This window comes from Microbulbifer maximicatervae (SeqCode) (genome assembly GCF_052467305.1).
The window spans coordinates 2,044,945-2,071,882 of record NZ_CP174306.1 but is presented as its reverse complement, the minus strand read 5'-3'; the positions used below and the strand labels follow the sequence as shown (position 1 = coordinate 2,071,882).

Here is a 26,938-nt window from a genome sequence, read left to right as displayed (position 1 = left end):
GTAGTGGCCGACGTTCAGTAATTACTAGCCCAGTTAAAAATCAGTAAAAATCAGCAAAAATCAGTTAAAGTGACTCAAAATACTGCGAACTACCCCAATCCCTCCACAATATTAATCTATGAGTAATCTCCAGAAGAATTATTGCAAGACACATTAGGAAATTTTAATCCGAGGTGGATTGTTAAGAAGTGCTATTCCTGAATGATTTCAAGAATATTAATGTACAGTCGTGCTAAGTAATATTATATATTCTATTTTGCTCTGGTTTGGCATCAGAGCAAAAACAGTGGATTCCATCGCTGAAAGTAGCAGGAAAAGGCAGGAGAATAATTATGACAAAAATAGTGAGCCGCAGTATCAACCGGGAAGTGAGTTTTACTGTGTTGGTAGAGGATAATTCGCCGATACTTTTTCAAACGAAGGTCAAAAAATCACTCGAAAACTGGCTGGATGAAGCACAGACTATCTTAAAACGAGCGATAGATATGTGCACTGTAGCGATTACATACCCTGATAAGGTTCCTGATAAGTTTAAAAATTTAGTCTCCTACTACTTCGGCCTTCCTATGGATTGCCCGCCACAAAGATATTCAAATTGCGTAAATGCGATACTTCAAAAACTCAGTAAAACCCAGATAGGCTTGAGTGGTGATGTGGAGTGTGCGGATGTAAAAATGATGCCCACCTTGTGCAAGGTTCAATGCTCTACCATATCGACGATAGGATATCCATTTGGTATTGAGGACCCTTCGAAAAATGCGGCCGGGTTTGTGTTTGTGCCCTTTACGGAAAGTTGGGGCAGATCAATTTCAAACTTCTGTAAGTTGTCATGGGCTGGTGGAGGGCAACTTAAGGGGGGGAGCTTTATGGAGCCCAATCAAAACCCTATCTGCTTGAGTTTTAGTAAAATTTGGGAGAAAGGTGAGGTATTCTGCATTGTTACTCTGATTCATGAAGGAACACATAAATATGCGCAAACCGTGGATCATAAATATTTCAATGATGAAGGCATCGCGGATAAATTGGATAAAGCTATTAGTGAAGGTGGCGCTATATGGATGAAGTTCCATCAGGACAGTGGTAAAACCCATGAACAAGCATTCAAGCTTGTTGTACAGCAGGCATTCAATCAGTTACGCGGACAAGATGCAGCGGCAACACTTATGGCAGAGCTCACTGAAGTCAAAGCGGTGGAAAATGCAGACTCAGTGGCATGGTTCGCGTATGACGTAGCACAGCTTCCCTCTGAGCAGGAAGTTGGGAGAATTGTTACCGGGATGGTAGGTAAACGAAAAGTGCACCCAAGCCTACTTAATCATTAGAGGAAAACCCAGGGGGCAGTCTAATTAATTGAGACGATTACGTTTCCTGCAATTTGGGGTCCTATCCCGAAATCAGAGAACTGTCCCCAGGGCCCAAGGATTTCTATATTTGGGGTGTAGATGCTCGGGCCAATGCGTGAGTGGTGAAGGATTGGTTGATACTGGTCACCACTTCCCGTACGCCGAGTACACGGTAACAATTTACACTGTTACTACCTAGGATTTTATCGCTGGAATTGGAGAGGTACTTTAGGGAGTTGGCTAACGCGTGCGATGCAGTTGTTACCATCAAAATCAGTCGTGACCATGCCAACCCTATTGTTTCAACGGGATTTGGAACTTCGTAATTCGGCGGCAATCGTCCACAATTTATGCATCGAAGGTCGTATCAGCGCTAACTATTGAGTCCAAGTGAGGGGACATGAAGGCTCGCTGTTCGCTTACTCTTATAAGTGTGTATCTCTATTTGGATAAATGCGGCTCGCTAATCGCTAATACCTTGAAAGGAAAGATCAATGCCCTATCCAGAAGTTACGATGTCTAGTAACACAATCCACAACCCGAAAGAACCCCGACACCTTATGCGCGCCAAGATTGTGCCTAGGACAGTGCGTGTGCGTCGTGGTGGCAAGGTGATTGCCGAGAGTAGTAATGCTTTGAGAGTTACAGAACTCGCAAAAGATATGCTCGACCCCGTATTCTATTTCCCAAAAGAAGATGTTCTTGCTCCCCTCTCCCTTATAGAGGGAAAGACAAGCTATTGCCCACTGAAAGGCGATGCCAGCTACTTCTCAATCGATGATAGCGGAGAAGCTATTGCATGGGCCTATGAAGCTGCTTTTGACTTTGCCGGGGTGATCAACGGGCGTATTGCCTTTTATCCGGATCAAGTGGCAATCGAAGAAGTTGGAACTTCATCATGACCCTCTTCCCATAGACTCTTTTAGGTTAATGATACAAACCATGCCTAGAACCTGGTTGCAATAACACTCCGCCCTTTTATAGGCACTTGTAGCGAAGGACCACTCCGCCCATTTCAAGGGTATCTGCCCGCATCAGCTCAAAATTTTTCTGGATGCCGTCAGGCTTGAAGAGAGGTGAACCAGCTCCAAGTACGATAGGTGCTAGGCATATCCGGTACTCGTCTACTAGACCCTCTCTGAGCAGAGTAGCTACAAGATTCGAACTACCAAATACGAAGATATCCCTCTTCCCGGTCTCTTTTTTCAGCGCGCGAACATGTTCGGCCGCCTCGCCTTTCAGTAGACGAGTATTTGACCAATTGGCGGCTTCTAGCGTGCGAGAGATGACGGCTTTTTCAAGCGAGTTCATCATGTCCGCAATCGCTCCAGTTTCGTTTTGCCAATAATCGGCCATCCCTTTATAGGTGCGACATCCGAATAGCAAGGTGCCGATTTCATCACCCTGTCGAAGAGAGAAGGCTTCTAATTCGTCGCCCCACACTGTTGCGCTAAGTTTTATACACAAGTTTTTTCAGTTTTATTATAAAAATCAATGAGTTACAGTTTGTACGTTATAGGGGCTACAAATTTGGCTGGATAATTATGCAGGACTGGGTCAGGGACGAAGTGAAAAATCAGGTTATGGGTGATACACGATTGAATAAGCGCTTGTCCAATATTCTCAGTAATTTAAGTTCCGACCCAAAGGGTAGCATTCCCTGTGCAAACAAGTCTTGGGCAGAAACCTTTGCAGCCTATCGATTTATCGAAAATGATAAAGTCAGCTTTGACTCCATTATGAGTGGCCATAAATCAGCCACTCTTGAAAGAATCAAGGTTCAGCCAGTTGTTCTTATCCCTCAGGATACCACTTTCCTAAATTTTGCTACCGATTTAGAAAGCAAAGAAATGGGAACACTCCGACGCAAAGAGACTAATCAGCAGCTCCTACATACGTCTATCGCTATAACACCATCCAGAGATAATCTGGGCATTATTGAGGGTAGCATGTGGCAGCGAGATAAAGAATCTAGTGCTAATTCTCGCTATACCAAGTCGATACAAGATAAAGAGAGTCGACGCTGGTTAGACCATTATGAATCAGCTTGTGAGATACAAGAGCGCTGCCCTGAAACCACGATTGTGAGCATCGCGGATAGAGAGGGGGATATTCATGAGTGGTTTCAATTAGCTGAAGATCAAAATGAACAGCGGCGTGCAAGCTATATTGTTCGAGCCAAGGCTAATCGTAGTTTAGAGATCGAAGGAGAAGATACGACTTTACTTTGGGACTATATGACCAAGCAGAAGTCCATCGGGAAATACTCAGTAGGTATCCCCAAAAGGAATGGACAGCCAGAAAGGGAAGCTAAGGTCAGTGTATCCATTGCAGAAGTAAGATTGCAGGGAAAAGGAAAATCAAAGCGACCTCTTTCTCTCTACGCAGTCTTTGCTAAGGAATTAAGCCCACCAGAAGGGGAAAAAGGTATTGAATGGATGCTGCTGACCGATCTTGCAGTTGAGGACTTTAAGCAAGCGAGGATCATTATTGAGTGGTATCGAAGTCGATGGGAAATTGAAACCTATTTCCGAGTGGTGAAAGGCGGATGCCAGATAGAAAGTAATCGCTTTAGAACCGAGCAGCGAATGCTGAACTGTATTGCAATCTATATGATTATTGGGTGGCGTCTACACTCCATGACAACACGGGCACGAACGCTTCCTGATACGTCGTGTACGGAAGTCTACTCTGAAAAAGAGTGGCGTATGATATGGATAATGCAAGCTAAAACCTCCCCACCAAATGAAGCTCCAAGTATGAGAGCTATAACGCGTATGCTGGCAGGACTTGGAGGCTTTCTGGGGCGGAGCGGCGATGGTGAGCCTGGAGTTAAAACCGTTTGGCAGGGGTACACTAAACTTCTCCATTATATGGAGGCAGCAGAGGCTTTAAATGGACTTAAATGATGTGTATAAAACACAGCTGTTGCGTGATGGTCCAATGACCACGGAGCGGTACCTTCAAAGCAGCCGTCCAACGACATCACATTCCAAACCACTAACCGTCTCACAATCTGATCCTCATGTATTTGTCTCTTGTATTGTCTGTTGGGACTGAGCTTGATGAGGGCAGTGTCACTCAGCTTGTTAAGGCCTTGCGCTAGTAGCTCTGGGCTTCCGAGGCGGTTTGGCCATGCGTAGTTTAAATACTCTTTCGCGATATCTATCTGTTACTTCAAACCGAATTTGTCGCAGCTTGAATTGTCGCAATATCGATCTTTCTCATGGTCATCATCGCGGTAAAGGCGCGTTTTGCCTTGTTACGGTCGGGGTTCGTTGTAAGATCGAGTAGCAGTTTTGGCGTAATTTGCCATGAGTGGCCCCAGCGATCCTTACACCAACCGCAGGCGCTCTCTTGCCCACCGTTATCAACAATCGCATTCCAGTAGCGGTCAGTTTCCTCCTGGTTTTCGGTAATAACCATAAAACTGACCGATTCATTCGGAGTAAAATTTGGGCCACCGTTCAGACCTATAAACTTGCGCCCGAGGACAGTCAACTCAACAGTTAGCTTACTACCCTCATGGCCACCGGGGTAGTCGACGGCGGCCGCATTAACGCGGTCGACATGGCTGTTAGGAAAAGTTGCTGCATAGAATTCCGCCGCTTTCTTTGCTTCGCCGTAGTCGAACCAAAGACAGGTAACGAGTTCTGTCATTTTGATATCTCCTCGGGATTTAAACGGGTCGAATACTTACTCTGCTGAAAGGCTCTGGCATTGATAGTTATGTCGGGACATCTGGTGGGCGTTCCAGATCTGATCTTACTGCCGAGCGTATCGGCATAATGTGCCATCGCTTCTAGGCAGCTTCTCTTGAATACCAAGTCAGTGATGGGCTCCATAACTTTCGAGTTCCTATCTCTGCTTATCTATCCCAAATTGCGCTTAGACTGCCGGCCCTACTCTCGTTGCAGGGAGAAATCTCCAGTCGTGATACTTCCGCCTCGAACATAGGTCACACAAATTACACCGCTATCTGTCGTCATGGCTTGCTGTACATGGAACGCTGTAGGGATCACACCTGAACCGAAAAGACGTTTCCCGTTACTCAGGACCAAAGGAAAAATCAGTAATTTAAACTGATCAATTAAGTCCGCTTTGAGTAGAGTTTGAATAAAGTCAGCACTGCCTGGAACCAACAAATCAGGGCCATTGCTAGCCTTGATTGCACGAAGCCTTGAGATTGGGTCATCCCCCAGCCACTCGCTGCCTTCCCAGGTAAACTCAGGTTTCGTGCGAGAAGCCACGTATCGTGTTGTACCGTCGATTTTTTTGGCCAGCTGGATTTCACTTTCATCAACACCCTCAGGCGGAGGGTCAGCAGCAACTTTTGGCCAATGTGCAGCGAAAATATTGTGAGTCCGATGGCCAAGTAGTAACTCAAATGGCGCTGCGAACACATTGCCCATGAATTCACCAACACCTTCATCAAAATAGGAAGCTACCCATCCACCAAGCTCAAAGCCCCCTGAAGAGTCCTCTTCCGGGCCGCCAGGGGCCTGCATCACACCATCCAGGCTAATAAACGTGTTTACAATTATTTTTCGCACAAGTTCTTCCCTGTTGGTTCTATTGGCCCAAATGATGCTGCGGGTTGTACTTGGACTGTTACTCAATGGCTATTGAAGCCCGAAGAGAAGCAATATTGCCCTTTTCTATTCGGCTTCTACTTTTCTTGCTTCCATGTATGCAGTCAGATTAGAAAGAGCGCACTGCCATCCATTACGAGTTCCCTCGATAATTCCCGAGCCGGCCAGGGAGGCGATTTGTATCGTTACCTTGAGTTCTGTCACGCTTTCACTATTGCCGATCTCCACGCTAATCAAAGAGATACTCAGTGGAGAGCCATCCGTAGTTACACGTTCGGTGAACAATAGCCGGTATGGCCTTCTGATTTCGTAATAGTGTGTTTCAACCCTGAATCGCAGATCGTTACTTTGGCCGCATCGATGTACGTCAATGCCTCCTTCGCGAAAGTCGTTTTCGAGAAATTCGATTGTTTCATCTTCAGAGGGAGGCCCCCATATCGAGCGGGCTTGCGGGTCTTCCCATGCGGAAAATACCCGCTCTCTCGGTGCTTTGATCCTTCTACTGATCGATATGGTGTCGTGGGATAAATCTTGGCTCATGCGAATCCCTCTGCGATGTTTGCAAAGCGTGAACAGCCGAGTGCAAAAAATAACAATAGTTAGCTTTTTGGATAACTATAGTTAACAGTAATTGTTAGGTCAATGGATAACCGGCGAATGGCTCCGTGCGGTTAAAACTTCAACTCTAGGCGGGATGGAGGGCGAGAAATTGGCTTATGCCTATGGGATCCGTATTGTTGGGGCATCTACCCCTTTTGTACTAAGTCATCCTGCTCTTCTGCATCGAGCGTTTCGACATAGCTCGCCATTCGAGCCATCCGGCCTTCCCATATGGCCGTTTGTGTATTGATCCATTTTTGTGCCGCTGTCAGTTGCTTGGATTTTATCTCACAGGTTCGCACGCGACCGGTTTTCTTGGAGCGAATCAAGCCCGCATCCTCCAGCACACCAATATGCTTCATGAACGAAGGGAGTGCCATCTCAAATGGTTCTGCGAGCTCGGTGACCGACGCTGGTCCGTTTATCAAATGCTGAATGACAGCGCGTCGTGTTGGATCAGCCAGAGCTTGGAAAACAGTATTCAGGTTGTCGTGATTTTCTTCCATCTGAATAAGTATATCGGTGAAAAATTGTTAGGCAATGGCTACCGGGTGTAGCTACGTATTAAAAGCAGCTTAAGGTTACTTGGAAACCGCTTATTTAGTCATTCGATTAGTCTTGCCGCTTCAACGATAATGGATATGCTCTAGAGCGTCTGCAAGCGCTGGTTTGGCTCCCTACTATGATCATAGAGTCAGGTGGAGTCGATTAAATGGTGTTATAGGACAAAGATAAAATGTTTCAGTGTTAACAGGCTACTGGAATCCCCCTACTTAAAAGAATAAGGTGCAACAGTGATCGATTTTACTTTTCAAAAGGATGTTCGAATCGAACCGATCTCTTATACAGTCCGGGCAATGCCAGAGAAGGTCTTCGATGCCTGGATCATACCCAACATGGTTGAAAAATGGTGGGGGCCTGACGATTTCACGACACGTGTACTCAACCTCACTGCCAAGGTTGGTGGGTGCTTTGCTTTTGAGATGACTGCTCCAAACGGCAGTTCCTGCATTATGTCTGGTGTGTATCGCAGCGTTGACAGGCCAAAGCGATTAGTTTTTGAAGTCCACGAGCATTGCAATCTTAATCTGCCAAACAGCACCGAGCCGCAAGAGAATGCATCTTTGGTCGAAGTTGTTTTCAGGGGCAGTGAGCTTGGTACCATCGTTACTCTGACACATACGCTTCTCAACACTGACTACGCAAAACTGGCAAAAGTCAGTTGGACTCAATCAATTTGCCAAATGGAAGCTGTACTTACCGAATCTATCACGAGCTAGTGTTTTCTCTAATGGGCTGGATTAATGAGTTAATGTAAATTTTCTTTGGATCAACAATATAATCCAGCTAGCGATAACAAATGGTGCGGTTAATACAATAATATCAGCGCTCATAAAAGCTATTGCGATTGGAACGGTTAATATGCTCCCTACAATTGGGGCTAGCCATCGCTTACGACCATTTGATAATGCAATAGCGCTCAAAGATGCATTGTAACCGAAGAGCCCGGCAAGAATTAAGTTTTGCGGCATAGTTAAGAACATCGCCACCAATGTGGCAAGTGTCCCACCAATTATGCTCCAAAGCGCATGAGATTTGTTCGATATAAGAATCCCAATTAAAAATAAGATGCCGCTAATAGCATTATCTTGAAAAATAATTTGGCCTATACCTTCCATTATCCCCCAGGTTGAAATGTTTTCACTCATGGATATTGTAGCTGGTGCTAGATCCAGGTCAGGAGCCAATATCCATACACCCCATATCACTATAATGTATGGTGCAGTATAAGGCGGAAGGAAAAAATTGAGCATTAGGAAGCGTATGATCAAGACCGTAAGGATGCTTCCGATAATAATTAAGCAAACAGTAAGCGGAGATGGGGCATATAATAAGAACATAACTATGCCGATCAAAGCTCCATTGTATCCAAATAGGCCCTCTTCAATTTCTTTATTAGGATAATGCAAAATGCCTGCACAAGAAGTTGCGATAATAACACCAAGTATGGCCCCAACAGCCATGGTAACTGGGTTGACTGCTATTCCGAGTAAGAATAGAAAACCACTAACTGCATTCTTTTGAAGGATGACTTGACCAACTCCACGGAAGAGACTGACAAGGCAAAATCTGGTCTTCGCTATTGTCGGCTTCATCATGATGCTAACTATTTACATCAACCCAAAGCTTTTTTATAGAATTCGCTATATGCGAAGCAGCTTATCTGTAATGTTGTCCAGTCATAGTTTGCCGGACGGATTCAAGCTGTCTGTTTCTTTCATCTGTCCTCGGTGGTCGCCTATGGCGACAGTTGATCCGAGGTAGCCCCGATGTGTAAAACCTATGACATCTATAGTGTGGAATCTATGGATGTCCAGAAATATTGCTACACCCAGTAAAATTAGGCTAGTAGGCAGAAGGTACATTTCTTCTACCAATCTGTCCAAAAGAGTTGTTCCGACGCTTGCCGGAAGTGGATTTCGCTACAAATCCAATGCAATCATTAACATGACGGATACTCTTACCAAGGTGTACCCCCAAGGCGTTTTTTCGCTCAGCTGAGGTGTAATCCAGAGCACAGTAGAGGCCTCGACCTCCGCAAGCAATAACAATCGCTCTAACCACTCCCGGGATTACCCCTTTCACTGCCCGCTGCATCATATAGAGACGATAGCGCTAGTGTAAGCTTGGGTCGACCTGAGTAGCCTCTATTTACCAGGCCCCAATTATGGGATGGTGGTTAAAGCAAATGGGCATTTGCCCCTTTTGGTGGTTGGCTAGAATGATGGTACCTCAGTCGCCCCCCTCTCTTATCTACGGGCATGGTAGTTGAGGAGTCCCTTACTACCTAATCTCAGGTAGACCTGAACAAAATATCTTGCGACAGCATCTTCTATACCAGTTATTCATCTGTAGGTTAGCTCAGTGTCTCATGAGGAAATTAAGGACAATGTAATGTTATATGTGTTGTTCATAATATTTCTGCTAATAGATTAATATGATTTCCGGTAATGTGATATTTTTAGGCTGAAAACACTAATACATAAGTATGACTAAGGAGATTGGTTACATATTTTAATGTGAAAATTCAAGTGCAAATATATTATTAAGTGGCCATTGATAACCCTAAAAGGTAGAATTCTTGTGGTCAATCTAATGTATGGAAGGGGTTGGCAAGTTTTTCTGTATAGCCCAATAGAGCACAACACATTGAATTTGGATTGCAAGTTAGAGTTAGCAGGTTAATTGGTAAGTTAGTGCTGCTAATTTTTATTAGAAATCAAAATGATTACCTGAATGTCGTCTCTCGTTGCGGCTAAATTTGTCATTAATTAAATGGAATGAGGACGTAGCTTTGGGTGCGCCAAATGAATTTCTTATCGGGGGGCCAGATTTTTGGGCCGAAATGAATAACAGTAAGAATCTGAATGGTTATACCTTTTGCAAGGATGGTGGTATTCACTATGTGATTTTTGACGATACGGTAAAGATGGAGCCCTTTGTGAGATCTGAAGAGATCATGTTTGATGTTCTTGCTAGGTCAATGGCGAGAGATAAAGATTACTTGGCGATTATTAATGCTCAATTTTATGACCTAACCCCTCAAGGCTATGCCGACTATGCTATTGGCAATGACGCGGTAACTCCGAAAGGTATTGAGGTTGAGGGGTATACTGTATTTGGTAAGGAGATTATAGCAGGGAGGCCAGCTCCAAAGAATTTTCATATCGCCAATCATTCCAGCCACCCTAAGAAATATACATTTGGATTTGGACAAGCACCCACTAATGCTGATGCTGCAATTGGAGGTGCGGGCCCTATTATAATAAACGGACTGCCCTATGGCCCAACAAACCTCTATAAGAAAGGTGCCCCAAAAGGTAAGCTTGTAGGGCAGCCGAGCAAAGAGAATGCCCCAAACCTTATTCGTAGAAGTAATGCCACTTTTAAAGCATTTAGTAATCATAAGTCTGCTCCAAAGACAGGAATGACTGTTGTTGCTCACCATTCAACTCATAAAAAGCTGGGCTTATTTGTTAAACCAGATGGTAGAAGTAACACCACCCTTGAAAAGATGAAAAATAAGCTTGTCAATTGCGGTTTTGATAATGCAATATTTTTGGATGGTAGTAACTCTTCAATGTTAATGGTCGAGGGGGAATTCTATGCGAGGCAAGGAGTGAGTAAAAACAAAACTAATGTTGTAGGCATTGGGTTTAAATATTAAATCATGAAGATTAAAATATTCTCTGTTTTATGTGTTGGGCTCTTTCTGTCTTTGCTGATGGCTAGTATTCATAACACCTTCCTTTTAGCCGGAGGCAGTGAGGTTTTAGATGTGAATGAGATACCTAGCCCAGCTACACAGATAATAACAGTTACTTTGTTTTTAGCGTTTGCATTAGTAGTGGTGGTTTTTGGGGCTAAGTTAAGTAATGGGCAGTACCTTTCCGTCATTTTTATTCTGCTGATTTGTTTTCTGCTCATTATTGTTAGTGGTCATACTTTCACGATCTCAGGAAAGAAGCATGCAATGCTTGACAAATGGTATCACCTGACACTGCAAGAGTTACCATTTGACCCAAATGGTGACTTTGGAGCGATGCATTATAGGGAAACTTCTTTCGGAGTTATTATATCAAATGAAAATTCTGAGATATTTATTCTTACTTTTCCGCGTTTCGTTGGCACTAAAAAGGATGAAGTTATCAGAGTCATTGAGGATTTTGGTGTGCAAAAAAAAATAACTGAAAAGCCTTTGGGTAACTGATTCAACCGGTTTTGCGTTGTTTTATTAGACTGTGATACTACCAAATTGACTAGCGGGTACTGACCCTAAACTCTCTTTTAGTTACTAGATTTGAATTGGTCTATTCTGCCTGCAGCATGTAATTCTTCTGAAACCATCTACAATTCAACACACCACTTAAGCGCCGTGGGTAGTACTTTAAGCTCTTCCGGTGTATATGGTTAAACGATACTTTCGGTAGTGAGGTAGCAAGCATGTTTAACAACGTAGGTTGGATTATCGAGGGAAAGATAAGAAAGGGACATGAAGCGGAGTTCAAAGCTGTTGTGAATGAGATGGTCGCAGCAACTAAGAAAGAAGGTGGAACCCTGAACTACCAGTATTACGTAACCGATGATGGAAACGTGCTTATCTATGAGCATTTCAAGGATTCCAAGTCCGCTCATAAGCACATTGACTCGTGGGACAACTTCGCCGATCGCTGGATAGCGGCTGCTGAACCCACTCGCTTAGTACACCTGGGTGATATGCCACAAGAACTTCGCGAGCGTCACTCTGGCCTGAAGTCAATTCTGTATCACCCTTACGCTGGATTTGAGCGTTCAGGTGGTAAGGCTCACTAACCTTCAAGGGAAGACAGTAAAGGTGTAATACTTTCACCAGTTGAGTTGATAACTACATGTTTCAAGACAACTGGTGAAGGTTGGGTACCCTTTCATTTATAAAAAGTTACTCCAGCAGTTTTATGGAATCCCATATTTCTCAGCCAATCGATCGATTTCTGCTTGTGATCTGGAATTATCTGGACACTTCGCACCAAACCATGGATTTAGATCACTATCTGTATTTGTAGCAGGTAGCTCTTTAACATCAAAACAGCGGTCTCCAACTTGAACAAAGGTTCCTGTCGAGGTCTGGTATCTGTTTTCTGTAGGCTGATATCGACGGACTTTGTTGCGTTCCCTGGCTATTTTTCTCTCGAGAGCGGGATTGAATACAGTCGGTTGTCGCCCTGACCTTGGCGCAGTTGGGAAATCCCCGGAATGGGGCCTTGCCTCCAATGCTCCTTCCAATTTGGGGGGTGGCTCTTCTATTTTGGCTGGCTTCACCTTATTCAAACGATCAGGTATTGGCGGGCTAGTAATGGGTACTGCATCTGTCTGAGCGTTAATTTCTTGCTTTGATACTGCGCTCGGTTCTTCATCTGTTGGCGGAGACGTAGAAGGCAGAGGAGTAAATGAGGCCAGTAATTTGACTTCTAGCGACGTTTTGGTCCTAGGAGTTGGACCTGGAGCTATTGATACTGGAACAACTATCAGTGCTATATGGGTTCCAATAGCAATCAGTACTGAGACTGCAAAGCGCCAATTTTGGGTGGTTTTGATGTTGGAGAGTGAAGGTGTCGTCGTATTAAAATCCATCTACTTCGTAGACCATATCTCAATAGACCTGGCCAAAATCCTTTTCCGAAAAACTCTGTGATTAGTGCGATAACAGGTAGGACTCCCACAGATCTTATAAGTTCTTTGGAGCCTCCAACTTCACCTGGTTGTTACTTTATGGCAATGAGGCCATCGCCCTCCTCCTGTTAGCCTTCTTCGCTACTGAATACACAGAGAACAGCCCTAGGGTTCCTAATCAAACAAATCCTCTTTGCCTTACTGTAAGAATTTGCACTCCAGTACGACCAAGGTGGGTATCTAAACAGATTGTCTTCAAATTGGGGCTTATACCCTGCCACTAAGGATATGGATTGTATGAAATTTATCCGCTTAGCTCTTCGCACCTTGATCGCCGCTACATTAGTTTTTTCTATGCCATTCGCTCTAGCATCAGAGCCATTTTCCGAAGAACGATTCAAGGAGTTACAAGCCGCCAAACGACCCATTTTGATCGATGTGAGAGCAGATTGGTGCCCAACCTGTAAAAAGCAGGGCGAGATTCTGGCACAGTTTCAGAAGGACAATGCCCAGTGTGGCCTTACGATCCTGAATGTGGATTTCGACTCCCAGAAAAAGTGGGTTAAGCACTTCCGCGCTCCTCGGCAATCAACGCTACTACTGTTTAATGGGGAGCAACAGGTGTGGTTCAGTGTTGCCGAAACTCGTGCCGATGTAATTCAGGAGAATATCTTCGATTCAGTTAAGGCTTGCACTGACAATGCTTGAGCTTAGCGCCATCCCCCTGGCTTTGATCGCGGGTACTCTCAGTATTCTCTCCCCCTGCGTTTGGCCGTTGGTGCCAATGGTTGTCGGCGCATCTAATAGCGCCGGGCGCTGGGGGCCGTACGCGTTGGCGGTTGGGCTAAGCTTGTCCTTTGCATTGGCAGGTACTGTGCTGAGCTTTCTATTGGTCTCCTTAGGATTAGACCCAGAACTCTTCCGCTATATTGCCGCGATAATGTTAGTGGCGGTTGCACTCGTCTTGTTGATCAAACCACTTTCCGATTGGCTTACCTTGCGCTTATCAAAAATCACTGTAGGGGCGAGCATTACCGGTGATGGGGCTTGGGCTGGGCAGTTTGGTATTGGCTTCCTTACCGGAATCATCTGGCTGCCATGTGTCGGCCCTACCCTGGGTGCCGCTATAGCACTGGCTTCCATGGGCCAACAATTGGGACAGTCATTTATGGTGATGTTTGCTTTCGGACTAGGTACTGGTGCAGCGCTTTTAGTGGCTGGGGGGCTATCGAGGCAGATTTACACTCGACTATCACCATCAGTTGGGGCTTTCGCCATTGGAGGCAAAACAGTACTAGGTCTTATACTATTACTGCTCGGGGTACTGGTATTGAGTGGGCTTGATAAGGTAATGGAAGCCTGGGCTTTGAATTGGATTCCCGAGTGGACTTTCAGTTTTTGATGGTCTTTTAGTGGCAAGCCAAGCCATATTGGTTTTTATGGGCCGGGTATTCTTATTCGGCCTTCTTAACTTGGAATCACAAAATTAGCCTTACGACTCAATAGGTACTCGCTCCCTTCATCGGCGTGAATGCGCACTTTTCATATTGGAGGATTTACGGTGGTAGAAATCGAGTGCCTATGGGAGTGCAATGATGGGTTGGGCGAGACAACGATTTGGTTAGCGGAAGACAAGTCTATCTATTGGGCTGATCACGTTAACCCCGAACCTGATCCCACTGATGCCCGGCCTCCATCCATAAGAAGTTTCAATATCGAAACAGGCGAACGCAAGACCTGGGAGATGCCTGAACAAATAGGCTCCTTTGGCTTCCGCCGTGGAGGCGGAATGATCGGAGGTGGATGCTCCGGTTTCTTTGCGATCGACTTGGAAAACAGACGTGTCGATACAATCGTTAATCCTGAACCCGGTAGGCCTCACAGTCGTTTGAATGATGGCAAAGTGGACCGTTATGGGCGTTTCTGGTGCGGCAGTATGGATGTTCGTTTTAAAGACAAATCCTCCTATCTCTATTGTTTGGAGCCCGATCTAACCTACCGAAAGGCCGATAAGGATTTTCGCTTTGTTGTAGCCAACGGCATTGCTTTTGACCCTGAAGATACGCGAATGTACTTCGGGGATACCTTTGGACATATGGTTTACGTATTCGATCTGGATATCAATGACGGCCGGATTAGCAACCGGCGCCCTTTCTTTTCCATAGAAGACCGACAACCAGGAATTGTCGACGGTGCAACGGTAGATACGGAGGGGTTTTACTGGTTTGCGTTGAATCTTGGGGGCAAAATATTGCGAGTGGATCCCAAAGGAAGGCTTGATAGAGAGATCGACCTGCCGATTCGCAGCCCTACCTGTATCGCTTTTGGCGGTAATAATTATGAGACACTGTTTGTCACATCTCAGCAGTCATTCCTCACTAAAGAGGAACTGGCTCGACATCCTCAACCGGGCTGTATCTTAGCCGTTCACGGGCTTGGAGTTCAGGGGCTTCCTGAGCCAAAGTTCGGCAGTTAACTAGCTCTTAATTGCAACTCTTCAAATAGGCATCCCTATTCTTGCGTTCTGTCGGGCTAGAATCTTTGTGTGATAAATCTGAATCGCCAATTGGACAAGAGAGGTGTCAGTTGCGTATCCCTGCCATCCCACCAGAAGAGCTCAGCGAAGAACAGAAACCTCTTTACGAAGATATGAGTAATGAGATGAAGGGGTATTTCACAGGTTTCATCAAGAAGCGCAAGGATGGCGCTTTACTGGGGCCCTGGGCACCAGCACTGCAATATCCCAGGTTTGGAAAGCCCTGGTGGGACAATATCAAGGCTATTGCAGACAAACCCACGCTTCCTAAGGCTGCTCGGGAGGTTGCGATTCTAATCACCGCAGCTCATTTTAAAGCGGGTTATGAGCTGTACTCCCATACGGTTATTGGTGAGAAAAGTGAGTTGGCAAGGAGCAAAATTGCCACTATCGCAGCGGGCCAGCGCCCAATAGACCTAACTTTTGAGGAAACCGCTGCTTATGATGTCGCCGCATCACTTGCAGCTGGAGGCCGCCTGCCAAAGGCTACTTGGGAGATGGCCGTGAGTGCTTTCGGTAACGAGGGTGCCGCCGAACTGGTCTTTCTCGTGGCTGGCTATCATCAGGTCTCTGCCATTTTAAATGGTTTTGATATTTCCATACCTGGTGACGGGAGTTAAGGAAAATCTCGGTTCGGGAGGGGGCAAGAATGTTCTGGGTTTATCCAGCCCAACGACACACTCATCCCATATGTAAGTTGTGAAAAAAGTAGTGTCCTCTGAATGCTTGAAAGCAAATACCACTCTCTTCGAGGGTAATTGAGTGGAAGGTAAAGTGTGTAGTTGGGATAGGTTGCAGCGCCCTATTCCAGTGCTGTACAGATTCTATTGAGGTTACGAGATGGCATTCGCCATCTCGCAGGAAATAGCCCGTTATTGGGCGGCAACTGCTTGGGGCATATCTGCAGCCAGCTTTGACTGGGATACCTGCCTATAGATATATCTGCTCGAATAGAGGCAAATGACACCCATTACCAGGGCACCCAGGTCAGTGAAGACCACTGGTAAAGTGATGGACTTCCAGGGGACTAGCAGACCATTCCCTGTTACCAGTGCGTTCAGCAGCGGGATACCGCAAAGCAGCAGGCCTGCGCAAAGTGAGAGATCTGCTAATGCAGGTTTTATCTGGCGGCGTAACATCGCCCAGGCTATGGCTACTCCCCATACAGAGAGATACACCATTTCAATCCAGTGAAAGCGCTGATCGCCACCACCACCGGGAGGTAACAGCTTATTGGCATAGAAAGTGGCCGCGGTGGCGACAACCAAACCGGCACAAACCCCTACCGTGAGCAAACTGAGGAACCAGCCGGAACCTCGGGTATTAATATCACCAGAGGGGAGCTTTTGCCTCTGTGCCTTGCGAACCTGCCAGATAACGGTGCCCGTTACCATCATCAAACACAATGCCAATCCCAACACAAAGTACAGGGCTTTTATCAGGAAGCCACCGTAGAGTGCGTAGTGAAGCGGAGTCAGTGAAAAATATACCCGCATAAACGGACCTGAATCCTGCACTGGGTTATTGATGTTAACTACTTCGCCATCTTCACTACGGTATTTGACATCTACAAAGCGCACCAGCGCCTCGTTTGTTTGGCCCGAGACTTGGACAACTTGATTGCGATCCCCGTAGGCCTCCACATAAATGGCTTTGGGTTTCGCATTAGGCACTTGGTCATGGTAGCGCAGCAGCATTTGGTTATAGCTATTGGACAGCAAAGGCTCGCCAGTTATCTCAGGATGTTCCCCCACTACCGAGGCGACTGCAGCTTCCACATTACCTTCAAAAGCAGAAAATGCAGCAACCTGGATCATAATGCCATTCAGGCCAAGTATTGCGCCGGTAAAAGCAATCACTATATGGAACGGTAGCGGCCAGACCCCTAATACTTTGTGCAGGTCTGTCCATTTGAGCCGCCTGCTGCGATCCACACGGAATTTAAACATCTCTTTAAAAATTTTCTTGTGAATGATGATGCCACTTAATATGGAGAGCAGCATCACCAAGCCCATCAGTCCAACCAGGTAGCGTCCGAAAGGCCTGGGAAACAGTAGGTCAGTGTGCATATACGTCAATAGCTCAGCGAAATCAGAGCCGCTGGGCGGCAGCACTTCACCGGTATTGGGGTTTATATGGCGTACCTCGGTTTCCTCACTTTCAGCATCAGTCCAGAGCACTTCCAGCATAGGATGGTAGTAGTCTGGCATTGAGATCATAAAAAAGCTGTCCTCACCGATATTTGCCTCGGCGAGCACCGGAGCGACCAGTTGATCTACATCCACAGGCGCTTCAGCATCGAAGGCAATACGATGCTCGGGGCGTTCCCATTGGGTCAGCTCGTGGCCAAATAGTGCGACCACGCCGGAAAAGGAAATTACGAATAGCAGAATAGAAAATAACACCCCAATCCAGGAGTGAATTTCGTAAAAAAGGATATTGCTACGCTGTTGCATTTAAGTTGGCTAGACCGAAAATTATAAAAAAGAAAGAGCGCTTAGTCCGAGCATGATCAGCAACAGGGACAGTAGGTATGCCGCTGCGCGCCAAGTGGAGGCGGCGAGTAACCCCATACTCATATACCCGACCCATAAAAGTGTCGATAACATAGATCCCGCTGCCATCCGTTCTGTTGGCTCGGCGGACGGCCAGTAAATCGACAACATCACCGTGCTGGAAAACATCAAGATAATGCTCAGCACAATGGTCAGGGCGACCTGTTGCCAACTGATTTTTATTGAAGCAGCCATAGAGTTATCCGATAGTCAGAAGAGCCTGCTCTAATACCAACAAGCCCACTACTGACAGCGGAAAATGGCGAAGCAGCCAATTAGGTTTGATTGGGGCGAGCAGTGCTTGTAATAAAGCGCAGAACATCGCGACACAAAGCCAAATGGGTATCCCTACCTCCCAACCATATAGGAATCCATAAGGAATTGAACTCACCGGAAGCACCCACCAGGCAATTCTTTGTAAGCGCTTAAAACTACTGAGCTGTAGATCTTTATGTCTGGTTACAAAAATAAGTAGTACAGCCAAATAAGTAAGTAGGAAAGCCACCAGGTTAGACATTGAAGTTTTCCAGCCTTCTTTGCTTAGAGGTCGCGGATTTTTTGAACATTGCGCTTATTCTTTACAGAAATGGAGTTTCGTAGTTGCAAATATTGCCTTCAATACTGGGAAGCTTTGTATTTAGCGATCTACCGGGTTTAAATTTAAGTCACAAATAATAATCATTATCAGTTGTAGTCTATCTTAAGATACATGTTTGTTCAATTGGCTTGAAAATGCAGACAGACTGGAAGGTAGCAAGGAAGAGGTGCTAAGTTCTTTTACCTTTCTTCCATATCTTAACGTTCTTATCATGTGGATTATTGACTTCGAAGCCAGTGGCTTATCCAAGCAGAGTTACCCTATAGAAGTTGGCCTCTGCTCTGAAACAGTGGAATACCAGGCGCTAATAAAACCAATGCCACACTGGTCTTATTGGTCCGATGATGCTGAATCGATACATAACATTTCCCAATCAAAGCTGGAATCCGAGGGTATAGATCCAACTACAGTGGCTTATAGCCTAAACAGGATTCTTTCAGCGCAGATTGTCTATTGTGATGCCCTGCACTGGGACAGTTTTTGGTGCAATGCCCTTTTTTCTGATACTGGCATGCATCAGGAGTTTGAACTCAGGGATATTCAGGAGCTAATTGGTGGCTCTGAAAATCACCTAAGAGCATTCATTAAAGAGCGCGAAAAGCTGGAGGACTCTGACAAATTCACAGTTCATCGAGCGCTGGATGATGCAAAAATAATCAGGAAGGCACTAAAAGAAGCATTAGCAGGCCGACATGAGTGAGTAGCTTTAGAGCTAAGTAAAACGGTCGTCCTCCTTAGACTAACTAACAGAGAGCAGTAATTAGGGAGCCTCTGAGTAACTCCGTGATACCTCTGGCATGCAGAGCGGTTCACAATCAAGGCGCGGCTTCGCAGGAATGTCTAGACCTTTCAAGAAATCGCAACGCGGAGTGTGAATCGCTCTGCAAGCCCCGAAGGGCGGGCCTTGAAGGCCACAGCTGCTGCGTTGCAGCTCTTGCAAAGGGCTACGGCCATTCGCGGCGAGCTGCGCCTAACATCTGCAGCCTTCAAGACCCGCAGAGGCATTACGGAGTTACTCAGAGGCTCCTTAGGTCTATTACTTCTGCACCTTGTGGAGGCACTAACTCTTTGCCGCAATAAAAACACCACTTCCTATAAGCAAAGCCCCAGAGCCGTATTTTAGAGCCGGGGTCTTTCCTGATTGACTGATTGTTGACCGTGCCTTGCAGGCAAGGTACGCATAACCTGCCATCACACTGCCTACGGTTAGCGTTGCAATTGCAAATATAATTGCAATGTCCAAAGAAGCAACGCGAGTTAGATCGAGGAAGGCTGGAAAGAAGCTTACGTAGAAAAGAATAGCTTTCGGGTTACCCAGCGTGGTGACTAAGCCCAGTAGAAAACTTGAAAAGCTGCTATGGGAGTGGCTTGTTGCTATTTGGTTTTGGTCGACTTGTCTTTTCTTTGCTGAGAGAAAGAGATTCACTCCCAGCCAGATAAGATAGGCGGCTCCAGCATATTTAATAACGATGAATAAGCTCCCCAAGGTTTCAGCTAGCGTTGCTAAGCCAAGCAGAGCTAACAAAATAAAGAAATAATCACCTACAACAATTCCCACTACTGTAATTAACCCCTGGCGCAAGCCGAGTGTTACTGACCGGGAAACAACAGCTAATACTCCCGGCCCAGGTATCAGTGCTAGAACTAGCATTGAAATGAACAGAGCTAAGGATGTAGAGATTGTCATGAGGTACTCAGTGATAGTTAGAGCTTTTATGCATTGATTCTATATGCTCAAAAACTGTACGTAAATTGTGCTTTTGAGGCTTCTGGCTAGCAAATCCTTGGCAACTGCTCCCCAGGTAAACGCTGCAATAACCGACCACACCCCAAATTGTTTTTTAAAATAACCTGGGAGCTATTTCCTCCCCCAACAATACCAATAGCCGCAAAGCTGCTATCTGCGGTTGCTTTTCGAAGAATGGAAAGTGCCAACTTAACACCTGCTTCGGGGACAAAAGCCACAAAACGCCCCTCATTCGCTACATAGAGTGGGTCTAGCCCCAGTAGCTCACAAGCGCCCTGCACGGCATCACAAACAGGTATCTTGCTCTCCTCCAAGACAAAGGTCCGTCCGCAGTTTTCTGCTAGCTCCACCAATGCGGTGGCTAGCCCACCTCGTGTGAGATCTCGCAGACAATGAACTTCAATTCCGGCATTGATCATTTGTGCAACTACACCATTCAGTGGCGCACAATCGCTGACGAGATCACTTTCAAACTCGAGTCCTTCGCGGCAGGCCATTACCGCCATTCCGTGGCGGCCGAGATCGCCGGACAGGATAATAGAATCACCCTGGCAAATGCGGTTGGGATCAATGGGTTGTTCTCTTATCAGGGTACCGATGCCACTGGTATTGATATAGAGCCCATCCCCCTTCCCTTTCTCTACCACTTTGGTATCGCCGGTGACTAAGGTAATTCCTGAGTTCCGGGCAGCCTCAGCCATCGAGATCAGAACCCGTTGGAGAGTTTCCAGGGGTAACCCCTCTTCGAGAATCAAGCCGCAGCTTAGAAACTTGGGTTCCGCGCCTGCCATGGCCAAATCGTTGACGGTGCCATAAACGGCGAGCTCACCGATGTTTCCTCCGGGAAAGAAAAGCGGTGAGATGACAAAGGAGTCGGTGGTAAATACGAGCTGATCCGGCTTCCATGGAAGTGTTGCACTGTCATGAGCCTGGGATAGCCAGGGGTTAGAGAAGACAGGTTGAATATATTGATCGATCAAGCGTTGGGTCATCTCCCCACCGCTGCCATGGCCGAGGCGTACGACCTCGTCAGCGGTTGGTGGAATTGGACACTGCAGATTCATTCGATTCCACCTGGTTCTGGTAGCGATAGTAGGCCGCGCAAGCGCCTTCAGTGGAAACCATTGGCGCCCCCAGCGGTTGCTGGGGTTGGCAGGTCTTAGCGAAGTGAGGGCAGTCCCCGGGCTTCTTGAGCCCCAGCATAATATCCCCACTGATACAGCCCCTGTTTTCAGAAATGCTCAATGCTGGCAGATTGAATGTTTGTTCTGCATTAAATCCTGAGTAATCATCGCTCAATACCAGACCGCTAGCGGGAATCTCACCTATGCCGCGCCACTGTTGTGTAGCAACTTTAAAAACCTCTTTAATCAAGCCCTGGGCAATGGTATTACCTGTTTTAGTAACCGCGCGCTGATATTGGTTTTCTACTTCACTGCGACCACGCTCTAATTGATGGACACACCGGAGTACACCTTCGAGAATATCAAGGGGTTCAAAGCCTGTGATCACTATTGGAATCTGGTGTTTCTTTACCAAACTGCGGTATTGACGATATCCGGTTATTGCACAGACGTGACCTGCAGCTAGGAAACCTTGAATCCGGCAGTCTTCACGGGCACATATCGATTGAATCGCCGGTGTAACCAAAAACTGGGATATCAATGCGTAAAAGTTGTCGATTTGCTTTTGCTTGGCGAGGGACAGCGCCAGGGCATTGGCGGTAGCAGTCGTTTCAAAACCCACCGCAAAGAATACGACCTGTTTGGTAGGGTTCTGCTCTGCCACATTGAGCGCTTGCAGCGGCGAGTAGACAATACGGACATCGCCTCCGGCAGCTTTGACCTCTAGTAAATCTCGATCTGAACCGGGGACTCGCAACATGTCGCCAAAGGAGCAGAAGATAACATTGGGCATTGCAGCAATCGCAATAGCTCTATCGATGATTTCCTGAGGTGTGACACAAACCGGGCAACCGGGTCCGTGTACCAATTGAATCTCCTCGGGCAGTAATTGCTGCAAGTTATATTTTGCGATGGCATGGGTTTGCCCTCCACAGATCTCCATTAGAGTCCATGGGCGAGTAGTGACTTTCTGAATCTCTGCCGCAATTAGCTTGATGTTCTCGCCATTGCGGTATTCCTTGAGGTATTTCATTACAGGCTGACTCAACCCAGTGTTTTGAGGTACTCGAAAACCCTATTTGCTTCTTCTTCTCTCAACTTGCTGATCGCGACTCCAGCATGAACGATCACGTAGTCTCCTACTTCAGCCTCAGGTACCAGTGATAAATTTACAGCTTTACTGATACCGCCGAAGGAGATTTTTCCAGTGCGCTCCATGGCTGATTGTTGCTCTATTAATTCGATTCTTCCGGGAACTCCCAGGCACACTAGGAACTCTCCTCTCCCAATGATTGCCCAGCAGCATCCATACACTGTGCGTAGTGGATCTGGCCCAGCGATATTCCGCCATCATTTGGGGGGACCTCACTGTGGCTGTGAACGGAAAAGCCCTGGCTTTCCAGGAGCGCAGTGACGGTTTCGGTAAGCCGCTTGTTCTGGAAAACACCGCCGGACAGAAAGATATTCTTTTCACCTTGTTGCGTTGCTACTGCCAGCGCCATCTGTGCGAGTGTGTTGTGAAATGCAGCGGCCCTTTGTGGCAGTGATCGGTTTTCATCGTAGATCAAAGCACTAATACAGGGTGTCCAATCCAGTTCCAGCAGGTCCCCTTTTTGAATAAAGCTAAAGGGGTAGCTGTCTTTAGAGCTGACGCCACGGGCGCACTGTTCTAGAGCCATGGCTGCCTGCCCTTCAAAACTGGTATGCGTGGTCAGTCCGAGGAGTGCGGATACCGCATCGAATAGGCGGCCGACAGAGCTACACGGTGGACTGTTAATCTCACCTTTTAGCATGGTGACCAGGTTTTGACGCTCACCAAGGGTGAAGCAGCGCTTTAACTGTCGATTCTCCAGGGCGACAAACCCGGAGATTTCATACAAAAGTCCAGCCGCAGAGCGTCTGGGCTCCCGTACGGCCTTTTCACCGCCTGGCAACGGGAATGTGCGAAAGCTGGCGATGTGTTTGACTGGAGACTGTCCATTCCAATGAAAGAATTCCCCACCGCGAACAATGCCACTGCGGTCGTAACCAGTTCCATCCCAGCAGATTCCCAGTGCAGGTCCCGAGTGAGCGTGTTCTGCCATGCAGGAGAATAGATGGGCAATATGGTGCTGAACGCCAATACGCACAGCTCTTTGCTTCATGGCCCAGCGGTGAGAGGTATAGCCTGGATGGAGGTCGTGGATTAATTTTTTCGGGCGGCACTGCTGTAGTTTCGTGAGATCGCCAATAGTTTGGTTAAAGTGCTTCAGGGTATTGGCACTACCTAAGTCGCCAATATGTTGGCTCGGATAAGCCCACCCGGCGTGAGACAGTGCAACTGTGTTTTTCAGGTCCGCGCCCAGGGCCAGGAAGCTCTCTCGTTCACCTTCGCCCTTTGTGCCTGGAGCAGGCAAGGTGATGGGAAGTGGCGCGTAGCCCCGGGCTCGACGCAACATCAGCGGACGGTTATTGACCACCCTGAGTACAGAGTCATCCAGCGGGCGCAAAATTCGGCGATTGTGTATCAGAAAGTAGTCAGCGATTTTACCCAGGCGCTCGAACGCCTCATCATTTTCTGTACAGATAGGCTCTTCCGCAAGGTTGCCACTAGTAGCGACAAGGGGGGCTCGATACTTACGCGCAAGCAAGTAATGCAAGGGTGATGCAGGTAACATCACCCCCAAGTCGGCAAGATTTGGAGCGACCAACGGATGTATCCTGGAGTGATTGTCATCCTTTGCTTCCAATAGAACAATCGGTCTTTCTCGGGTTGATAGTAGCTGCGCCTCTTGCTCCGAGACGCAGCAATCCTGGCAGACACTTTTCAGCTCGTCATATAGAAGCGCGAACGGCTTATGCGGACGTTGTTTGCGCTGGCGCAAGTTGGCGAGCGCCTTACCATTGGAGGCGTCGGCTAACAGTTGAAAGCCGCCTACCCCTTTAAGGGCAATAATTTTCCCCTGGGCAAGGGCATCAAGGGCTTTGGATAGTGCCCGACTCATCTTCGCAATTGTAACGCCGGCAGTATTACAGAAAAGTAACTGAGGGCCGCACTGGGGGCAGGCATTGGGCTCCGCATGGAAGCGCCGATTGAGGGGGTCCCGGTACTCCCCAGAGCACTTTCCGCACAGGGGGAAGTGGTGCATGGAGGTGTTGACACGATCGTAGGGCAGTTTGTAAATGATGCTGTAGCGGGGGCCACAAAGAGTGCAGCTAATAAACGGATAGTCGTAGCGGCGATTATTGGGGTCTGACAATTCCTTGAGGCAATCATCACAGGGAGCCAGGTCTGGTAAGACGATGGTTGAGCTGCTGGCATCACGGACACTGGGTAAGATTCGAAAACCGTATTCTGCTTGAAGAGCCACCGGATAGGATTCAATGTGAGTGATGCGACTGTAGGGAGGCTTCTCTGAAGATAACTTATCGATAAACTTCTCGATTTCCCGGCTTTTGCCTTGGACTTCAATTCTCAAGCCGCCGCTATAGTTGGCCACCCAACCTTTTAATTGAAAGCTATCGGCCAAGCGATAGACAAAGGGCCGGAATCCTACTCCCTGCACCAATCCGGCGATTTCAATCCGGCGGCGTTCAGTGGCCATCGGTCTCCTCAAACTTTAAGCTCTCCAGGATTACATCCTGGGCTTCCTTGTGATTAATATCCTTAAGCTCATCAATTTCCAGCTTAATCCCCTCGAGAGAAGTCCCGAGTATCTCCCTGTCAAAATGCTCCCTCAGATGCGCTGCAGACATATGCGCCAGGGCACCCAAGCGCAAGCGAACGCCGATCGGCCTGCCGGGTTCATCAGAGGCCAGTTCCTGGATTTTATCGATCAGGTTTTTGATGAGATTCTGTTCGTGCATAGTGGTCTCCGCTGTATAGCGTTAGGTGCGCGATAATCATTTGCTCTGCTCGATGGGCTGCACTGGCCACTTTGGGCGATAACCCCTGTCCTTTTGCCAGACTTTCTGAGTTGATCGCAAAGACATCCAGATGTGCCGGCAGCGAATCAATATGCTTTCCCATGGTCAGCGCTTCGGTTAGCCCAAATCCATGGCTTGATGTATTGCACATCGATGGAGCAAGAGCACTCTCAAGCCCATCAATGGCGACGACCTCCCCGATAGGGTGCTGATCGCTTACCATGGCGTCTACGAGGCAAACCCATCGACCTTTCCATTGCGTGAGCAAATGTAAAATATCGCCACCGCTTTCGAGGTATTCCACCGCCCCTCCAAGTTTTTGGCGAAGTCGAGCGATGATATGTGGCCCTACTCCATCATCACCTCGCAGGGGGTTGCCCAGGCTTATCAGTAACCATGGATTGCTTACTTTGCGCTTGCCCATAATTCAAATGTAGCTGTAGGAAGTGAGTGGAGCAGGAAATGCAGGGGTCGTAATTCCTTATCGCCCGTTCACATAGCCCCCGTAATTTATCCTCAGGAAAGTGTATAAAGCTCGGCAACATCAAGCGGAGGTCATCTTCGATGGTCTTCTGGTTTTGTGAGGTGGGAGCGACAATTTTTGCCGTCGTAATCTTGCCTTTCTCATCAATATCATAGCGATGATACAGAAGCCCACGGGGTGCTTCGGTGGCTGCACAGCCGCTTGCGGTTCTCGGCTCTGTCTTTAAGTGAGGCTCGGCTGGGGGTTGGTATCTATCAATAATATGCAGGGCTTCTTCAAAGGCATGTAGTACCTCCAGGCTCCTAACGAGGATGCTTTGGAAGGGATTTAAACAGGGGGCGGTAAAGTTGATCTCCTCAGCTAATTGCAATGCTCGAGGCGACAGCTTGTCACGATTAAGGTTGTATCGTGCGATGGGGCCCACCAGATAGGCACCCCGCTCCCGTAAAGTACAGTGCAGCGCGGTGCTGTGAGCGACGTGCTCTTCTTCAAAGTGGTTCTCATAGTCTTGGGCGCTAATATTGAGTCCCGCACTGGAGGTGATCCTGCCCTCGTTCATTGGGTATTCTGACGGGTGCGTTAGAGCGACAAATTCGTAGTGATTATCCCTTCGCCATTCGTAGCTGGGGAAAGGCAAAGCTGCGGACCAGCGCACCAGTTGCTCGGTGAGATCCCGGGCCATTTCCAGCTGCGCTACCAAGGCTGTGAGTTCTCGAGTTTCCGGAACCTTGTAGAACCCCCCTACCCTCACATTAATCGGGTGTACTTCCCTCCCACCAATAAGACGAACCAGGGCATTGCCCGCCTTTTTAATCTCCAGCGCGTTCTTAACAATCTCTGGATGATCCTTAGCCATTGCGACTGCATTGGGGTAGCCGAGGAAATCCGGTGCATGGAGCATGCTGATATGCAGCATATGGCTCTCGATCCATTCACCGCAGTAAAGCAATCGACGAAGCATACGCAAAGCGCCGCCGGGCTTTAGGTTCAGGGCATTCTCCATGGCATGCACAGCACTCATCTGGTAGGCCACCGGGCAGATCCCACATATGCGTGCGGTGATATCTGGGGATTCCAAGTAATCGCGCCCTCTGAGAAGGGCTTCGAAGAACCTGGGGGGCTCAAAAATCTTGAGCTGTACATTTTGTACGCCGCTATCGTCGTAGTCGACTTGGAGGGCTCCCTCCCCTTCGACCCGAGCGAGATAATCTACCTTAATCGTTTTGCTGCGATCCGCCATAAA

The 26,938-nt window shown here is 47.3% G+C and carries 30 protein-coding genes; 12 read left to right on the top strand and 18 right to left on the bottom strand.

Features of this window, described 5'->3' with window-relative positions:
- Positions 1-332 precede the first annotated feature (332 nt).
- Both ACJJI4_RS09280 and ACJJI4_RS09275 read left to right on the top strand, forming a co-directional pair.
- Entirely contained in the window at positions 333-1,322 is a 990-nt protein-coding gene (locus ACJJI4_RS09280) for a hypothetical protein (protein ID WP_444927847.1), read from the top strand.
- Between the two features lie 515 nt (positions 1,323-1,837).
- The gene (locus ACJJI4_RS09275; protein WP_444897352.1) at positions 1,838-2,245 is read left to right on the top strand and encodes a DUF427 domain-containing protein; all 408 of its coding nucleotides are present in this window, start codon (positions 1,838-1,840) and stop codon (positions 2,243-2,245) included.
- A 76-nt stretch (positions 2,246-2,321) separates the two neighbouring features.
- Here ACJJI4_RS09275 and ACJJI4_RS09270 read toward each other — a convergent pair whose 3' ends face one another.
- On the bottom strand, positions 2,322-2,786 hold the full coding sequence (locus tag ACJJI4_RS09270; protein ID WP_444927846.1) for a dihydrofolate reductase family protein: 465 nt from the start codon (positions 2,784-2,786) through the stop codon (positions 2,322-2,324).
- A gap of 101 nt (positions 2,787-2,887) precedes the next feature.
- Between ACJJI4_RS09270 and ACJJI4_RS09265 the strand changes: the two genes are divergently transcribed.
- Positions 2,888-4,252, top strand: coding sequence for an IS4 family transposase (locus ACJJI4_RS09265; protein ID WP_444926777.1), 1,365 nt, complete (start codon positions 2,888-2,890; stop codon positions 4,250-4,252).
- Positions 4,253-4,520: 268 nt separating this feature from the next.
- Here the strand turns inward: ACJJI4_RS09265 and ACJJI4_RS09260 are convergent, their stop codons facing one another.
- The 4 genes from ACJJI4_RS09260 to ACJJI4_RS09245 form a co-directional block, all read right to left on the bottom strand.
- Positions 4,521-5,003, bottom strand: coding sequence for a VOC family protein (locus ACJJI4_RS09260; protein WP_444927845.1), 483 nt, complete (start codon positions 5,001-5,003; stop codon positions 4,521-4,523).
- Between the two features lie 242 nt (positions 5,004-5,245).
- Positions 5,246-5,896: a dihydrofolate reductase family protein gene (locus tag ACJJI4_RS09255; protein ID WP_444927844.1), complete on the bottom strand. Its 651-nt coding sequence runs from the start codon at positions 5,894-5,896 to the stop codon at positions 5,246-5,248.
- Positions 5,897-6,001: 105 nt separating this feature from the next.
- Positions 6,002-6,475 (bottom strand): SRPBCC family protein, encoded by a 474-nt coding sequence (locus ACJJI4_RS09250; RefSeq protein WP_444927843.1) that lies wholly within the window; start codon positions 6,473-6,475, stop codon positions 6,002-6,004.
- Positions 6,476-6,681: 206 nt separating this feature from the next.
- Complete coding sequence (locus ACJJI4_RS09245) at positions 6,682-7,041, bottom strand: ArsR/SmtB family transcription factor (protein ID WP_444927842.1); 360 nt, start codon at positions 7,039-7,041, stop codon at positions 6,682-6,684.
- A gap of 288 nt (positions 7,042-7,329) precedes the next feature.
- Between ACJJI4_RS09245 and ACJJI4_RS09240 the strand changes: the two genes are divergently transcribed.
- Positions 7,330-7,815, top strand: a complete 486-nt coding sequence (locus ACJJI4_RS09240; RefSeq protein ID WP_444927841.1) for an SRPBCC family protein — start codon at positions 7,330-7,332, stop codon at positions 7,813-7,815.
- Between the two features lie 21 nt (positions 7,816-7,836).
- On the opposite strand, the gene ACJJI4_RS09235 is transcribed toward ACJJI4_RS09240, so the two are convergent.
- Complete coding sequence (locus ACJJI4_RS09235) at positions 7,837-8,694, bottom strand: urea transporter (RefSeq protein WP_444927840.1); 858 nt, start codon at positions 8,692-8,694, stop codon at positions 7,837-7,839.
- Between the two features lie 1,163 nt (positions 8,695-9,857).
- On the opposite strand from ACJJI4_RS09235, the gene ACJJI4_RS09230 reads away from it, so the two are divergent.
- The 3 genes from ACJJI4_RS09230 (at position 9,858) to ACJJI4_RS09220 (ending at position 11,908) form a co-directional block, all read left to right on the top strand.
- Positions 9,858-10,763, top strand: a complete 906-nt coding sequence (locus tag ACJJI4_RS09230) for a hypothetical protein (RefSeq protein WP_444927839.1) — start codon at positions 9,858-9,860, stop codon at positions 10,761-10,763.
- Positions 10,764-10,766: 3 nt separating this feature from the next.
- Positions 10,767-11,306 (top strand): hypothetical protein, encoded by a 540-nt coding sequence (locus tag ACJJI4_RS09225; RefSeq protein ID WP_444927838.1) that lies wholly within the window; start codon positions 10,767-10,769, stop codon positions 11,304-11,306.
- A gap of 233 nt (positions 11,307-11,539) precedes the next feature.
- Positions 11,540-11,908 carry a putative quinol monooxygenase gene (locus ACJJI4_RS09220; protein WP_444927837.1) on the top strand — a complete coding sequence of 123 codons (369 nt, stop codon included), beginning with the start codon at positions 11,540-11,542 and terminating at the stop codon, positions 11,906-11,908.
- A gap of 120 nt (positions 11,909-12,028) precedes the next feature.
- On the opposite strand, the gene ACJJI4_RS09215 is transcribed toward ACJJI4_RS09220, so the two are convergent.
- The gene (locus ACJJI4_RS09215) at positions 12,029-12,706 is read right to left on the bottom strand and encodes a hypothetical protein (protein WP_444927836.1); all 678 of its coding nucleotides are present in this window, start codon (positions 12,704-12,706) and stop codon (positions 12,029-12,031) included.
- A 336-nt stretch (positions 12,707-13,042) separates the two neighbouring features.
- On the opposite strand from ACJJI4_RS09215, the gene ACJJI4_RS09210 reads away from it, so the two are divergent.
- The 4 genes from ACJJI4_RS09210 to ACJJI4_RS09195 all read left to right on the top strand — a co-directional run bounded on the left by ACJJI4_RS09210 (position 13,043) and on the right by ACJJI4_RS09195 (position 15,901).
- Positions 13,043-13,453 (top strand): thioredoxin family protein, encoded by a 411-nt coding sequence (locus ACJJI4_RS09210; protein WP_444927835.1) that lies wholly within the window; start codon positions 13,043-13,045, stop codon positions 13,451-13,453.
- Complete coding sequence (locus ACJJI4_RS09205; RefSeq protein ID WP_444927834.1) at positions 13,446-14,147, top strand: cytochrome c biogenesis CcdA family protein; 702 nt, start codon at positions 13,446-13,448, stop codon at positions 14,145-14,147. The genes ACJJI4_RS09210 and ACJJI4_RS09205 overlap by 8 nt, the downstream gene beginning before the upstream one ends.
- A 129-nt stretch (positions 14,148-14,276) precedes the next feature.
- A complete protein-coding gene (locus tag ACJJI4_RS09200; protein ID WP_444927833.1) occupies positions 14,277-15,221 on the top strand; it encodes an SMP-30/gluconolactonase/LRE family protein in 945 nt (314 codons plus the stop codon).
- Between the two features lie 110 nt (positions 15,222-15,331).
- Positions 15,332-15,901, top strand: coding sequence for a carboxymuconolactone decarboxylase family protein (locus ACJJI4_RS09195; RefSeq protein WP_444927832.1), 570 nt, complete (start codon positions 15,332-15,334; stop codon positions 15,899-15,901).
- A 252-nt stretch (positions 15,902-16,153) separates the two neighbouring features.
- Here the strand turns inward: ACJJI4_RS09195 and ACJJI4_RS09190 are convergent, their stop codons facing one another.
- Genes ACJJI4_RS09190 through ACJJI4_RS09180 form a run of 3 tightly spaced genes read right to left on the bottom strand, consistent with a single transcriptional unit; the run spans position 16,154 to position 18,353 of the window.
- Positions 16,154-17,737 (bottom strand): PepSY-associated TM helix domain-containing protein, encoded by a 1,584-nt coding sequence (locus ACJJI4_RS09190; protein WP_444927831.1) that lies wholly within the window; start codon positions 17,735-17,737, stop codon positions 16,154-16,156.
- Positions 17,738-17,758: 21 nt separating this feature from the next.
- A complete protein-coding gene (locus ACJJI4_RS09185; protein WP_444927830.1) occupies positions 17,759-18,031 on the bottom strand; it encodes a hypothetical protein in 273 nt (90 codons plus the stop codon).
- 4 nt (positions 18,032-18,035) lie between these two features.
- Positions 18,036-18,353 carry a hypothetical protein gene (locus tag ACJJI4_RS09180; RefSeq protein ID WP_413661967.1) on the bottom strand — a complete coding sequence of 106 codons (318 nt, stop codon included), beginning with the start codon at positions 18,351-18,353 and terminating at the stop codon, positions 18,036-18,038.
- 196 nt (positions 18,354-18,549) lie between these two features.
- Here ACJJI4_RS09180 and ACJJI4_RS09175 point away from each other — a divergent pair, with 196 nt between their 5' ends.
- Complete coding sequence (locus tag ACJJI4_RS09175; RefSeq protein ID WP_444927829.1) at positions 18,550-19,134, top strand: hypothetical protein; 585 nt, start codon at positions 18,550-18,552, stop codon at positions 19,132-19,134.
- A gap of 360 nt (positions 19,135-19,494) precedes the next feature.
- On the opposite strand, the gene ACJJI4_RS09170 is transcribed toward ACJJI4_RS09175, so the two are convergent.
- The 8 genes from ACJJI4_RS09170 to ACJJI4_RS09135 form a co-directional block, all read right to left on the bottom strand.
- Positions 19,495-20,121 (bottom strand): LysE family translocator, encoded by a 627-nt coding sequence (locus tag ACJJI4_RS09170; RefSeq protein WP_444927828.1) that lies wholly within the window; start codon positions 20,119-20,121, stop codon positions 19,495-19,497.
- An 86-nt stretch (positions 20,122-20,207) separates the two neighbouring features.
- Positions 20,208-21,245 (bottom strand): hydrogenase expression/formation protein HypE, encoded by a 1,038-nt coding sequence (gene hypE, locus ACJJI4_RS09165; protein ID WP_444927827.1) that lies wholly within the window; start codon positions 21,243-21,245, stop codon positions 20,208-20,210.
- Positions 21,211-22,338 (bottom strand): hydrogenase formation protein HypD, encoded by a 1,128-nt coding sequence (gene hypD / locus ACJJI4_RS09160; RefSeq protein ID WP_444927826.1) that lies wholly within the window; start codon positions 22,336-22,338, stop codon positions 21,211-21,213. The genes hypE and hypD overlap by 35 nt, the downstream gene beginning before the upstream one ends.
- Positions 22,339-22,349: 11 nt before the next feature.
- Complete coding sequence (locus ACJJI4_RS09155; protein WP_444927825.1) at positions 22,350-22,574, bottom strand: HypC/HybG/HupF family hydrogenase formation chaperone; 225 nt, start codon at positions 22,572-22,574, stop codon at positions 22,350-22,352.
- Positions 22,574-24,889, bottom strand: coding sequence for a carbamoyltransferase HypF (hypF, locus tag ACJJI4_RS09150; protein WP_444927824.1), 2,316 nt, complete (start codon positions 24,887-24,889; stop codon positions 22,574-22,576). The genes ACJJI4_RS09155 and hypF overlap by 1 nt, the downstream gene beginning before the upstream one ends.
- Positions 24,879-25,151, bottom strand: coding sequence for a hydrogenase/urease maturation nickel metallochaperone HypA (locus ACJJI4_RS09145; RefSeq protein ID WP_282932830.1), 273 nt, complete (start codon positions 25,149-25,151; stop codon positions 24,879-24,881). The genes hypF and ACJJI4_RS09145 overlap by 11 nt, the downstream gene beginning before the upstream one ends.
- Complete coding sequence (locus ACJJI4_RS09140; RefSeq protein WP_444927823.1) at positions 25,114-25,635, bottom strand: hydrogenase maturation protease; 522 nt, start codon at positions 25,633-25,635, stop codon at positions 25,114-25,116. Before ACJJI4_RS09140 ends, ACJJI4_RS09145 begins: the two co-directional genes overlap by 38 nt.
- The gene (locus tag ACJJI4_RS09135; RefSeq protein WP_444927822.1) at positions 25,571-26,935 is read right to left on the bottom strand and encodes a Ni/Fe hydrogenase subunit alpha; all 1,365 of its coding nucleotides are present in this window, start codon (positions 26,933-26,935) and stop codon (positions 25,571-25,573) included. The genes ACJJI4_RS09140 and ACJJI4_RS09135 overlap by 65 nt, the downstream gene beginning before the upstream one ends.
- Between the last annotated feature and the right edge of the window lie 3 nt (positions 26,936-26,938).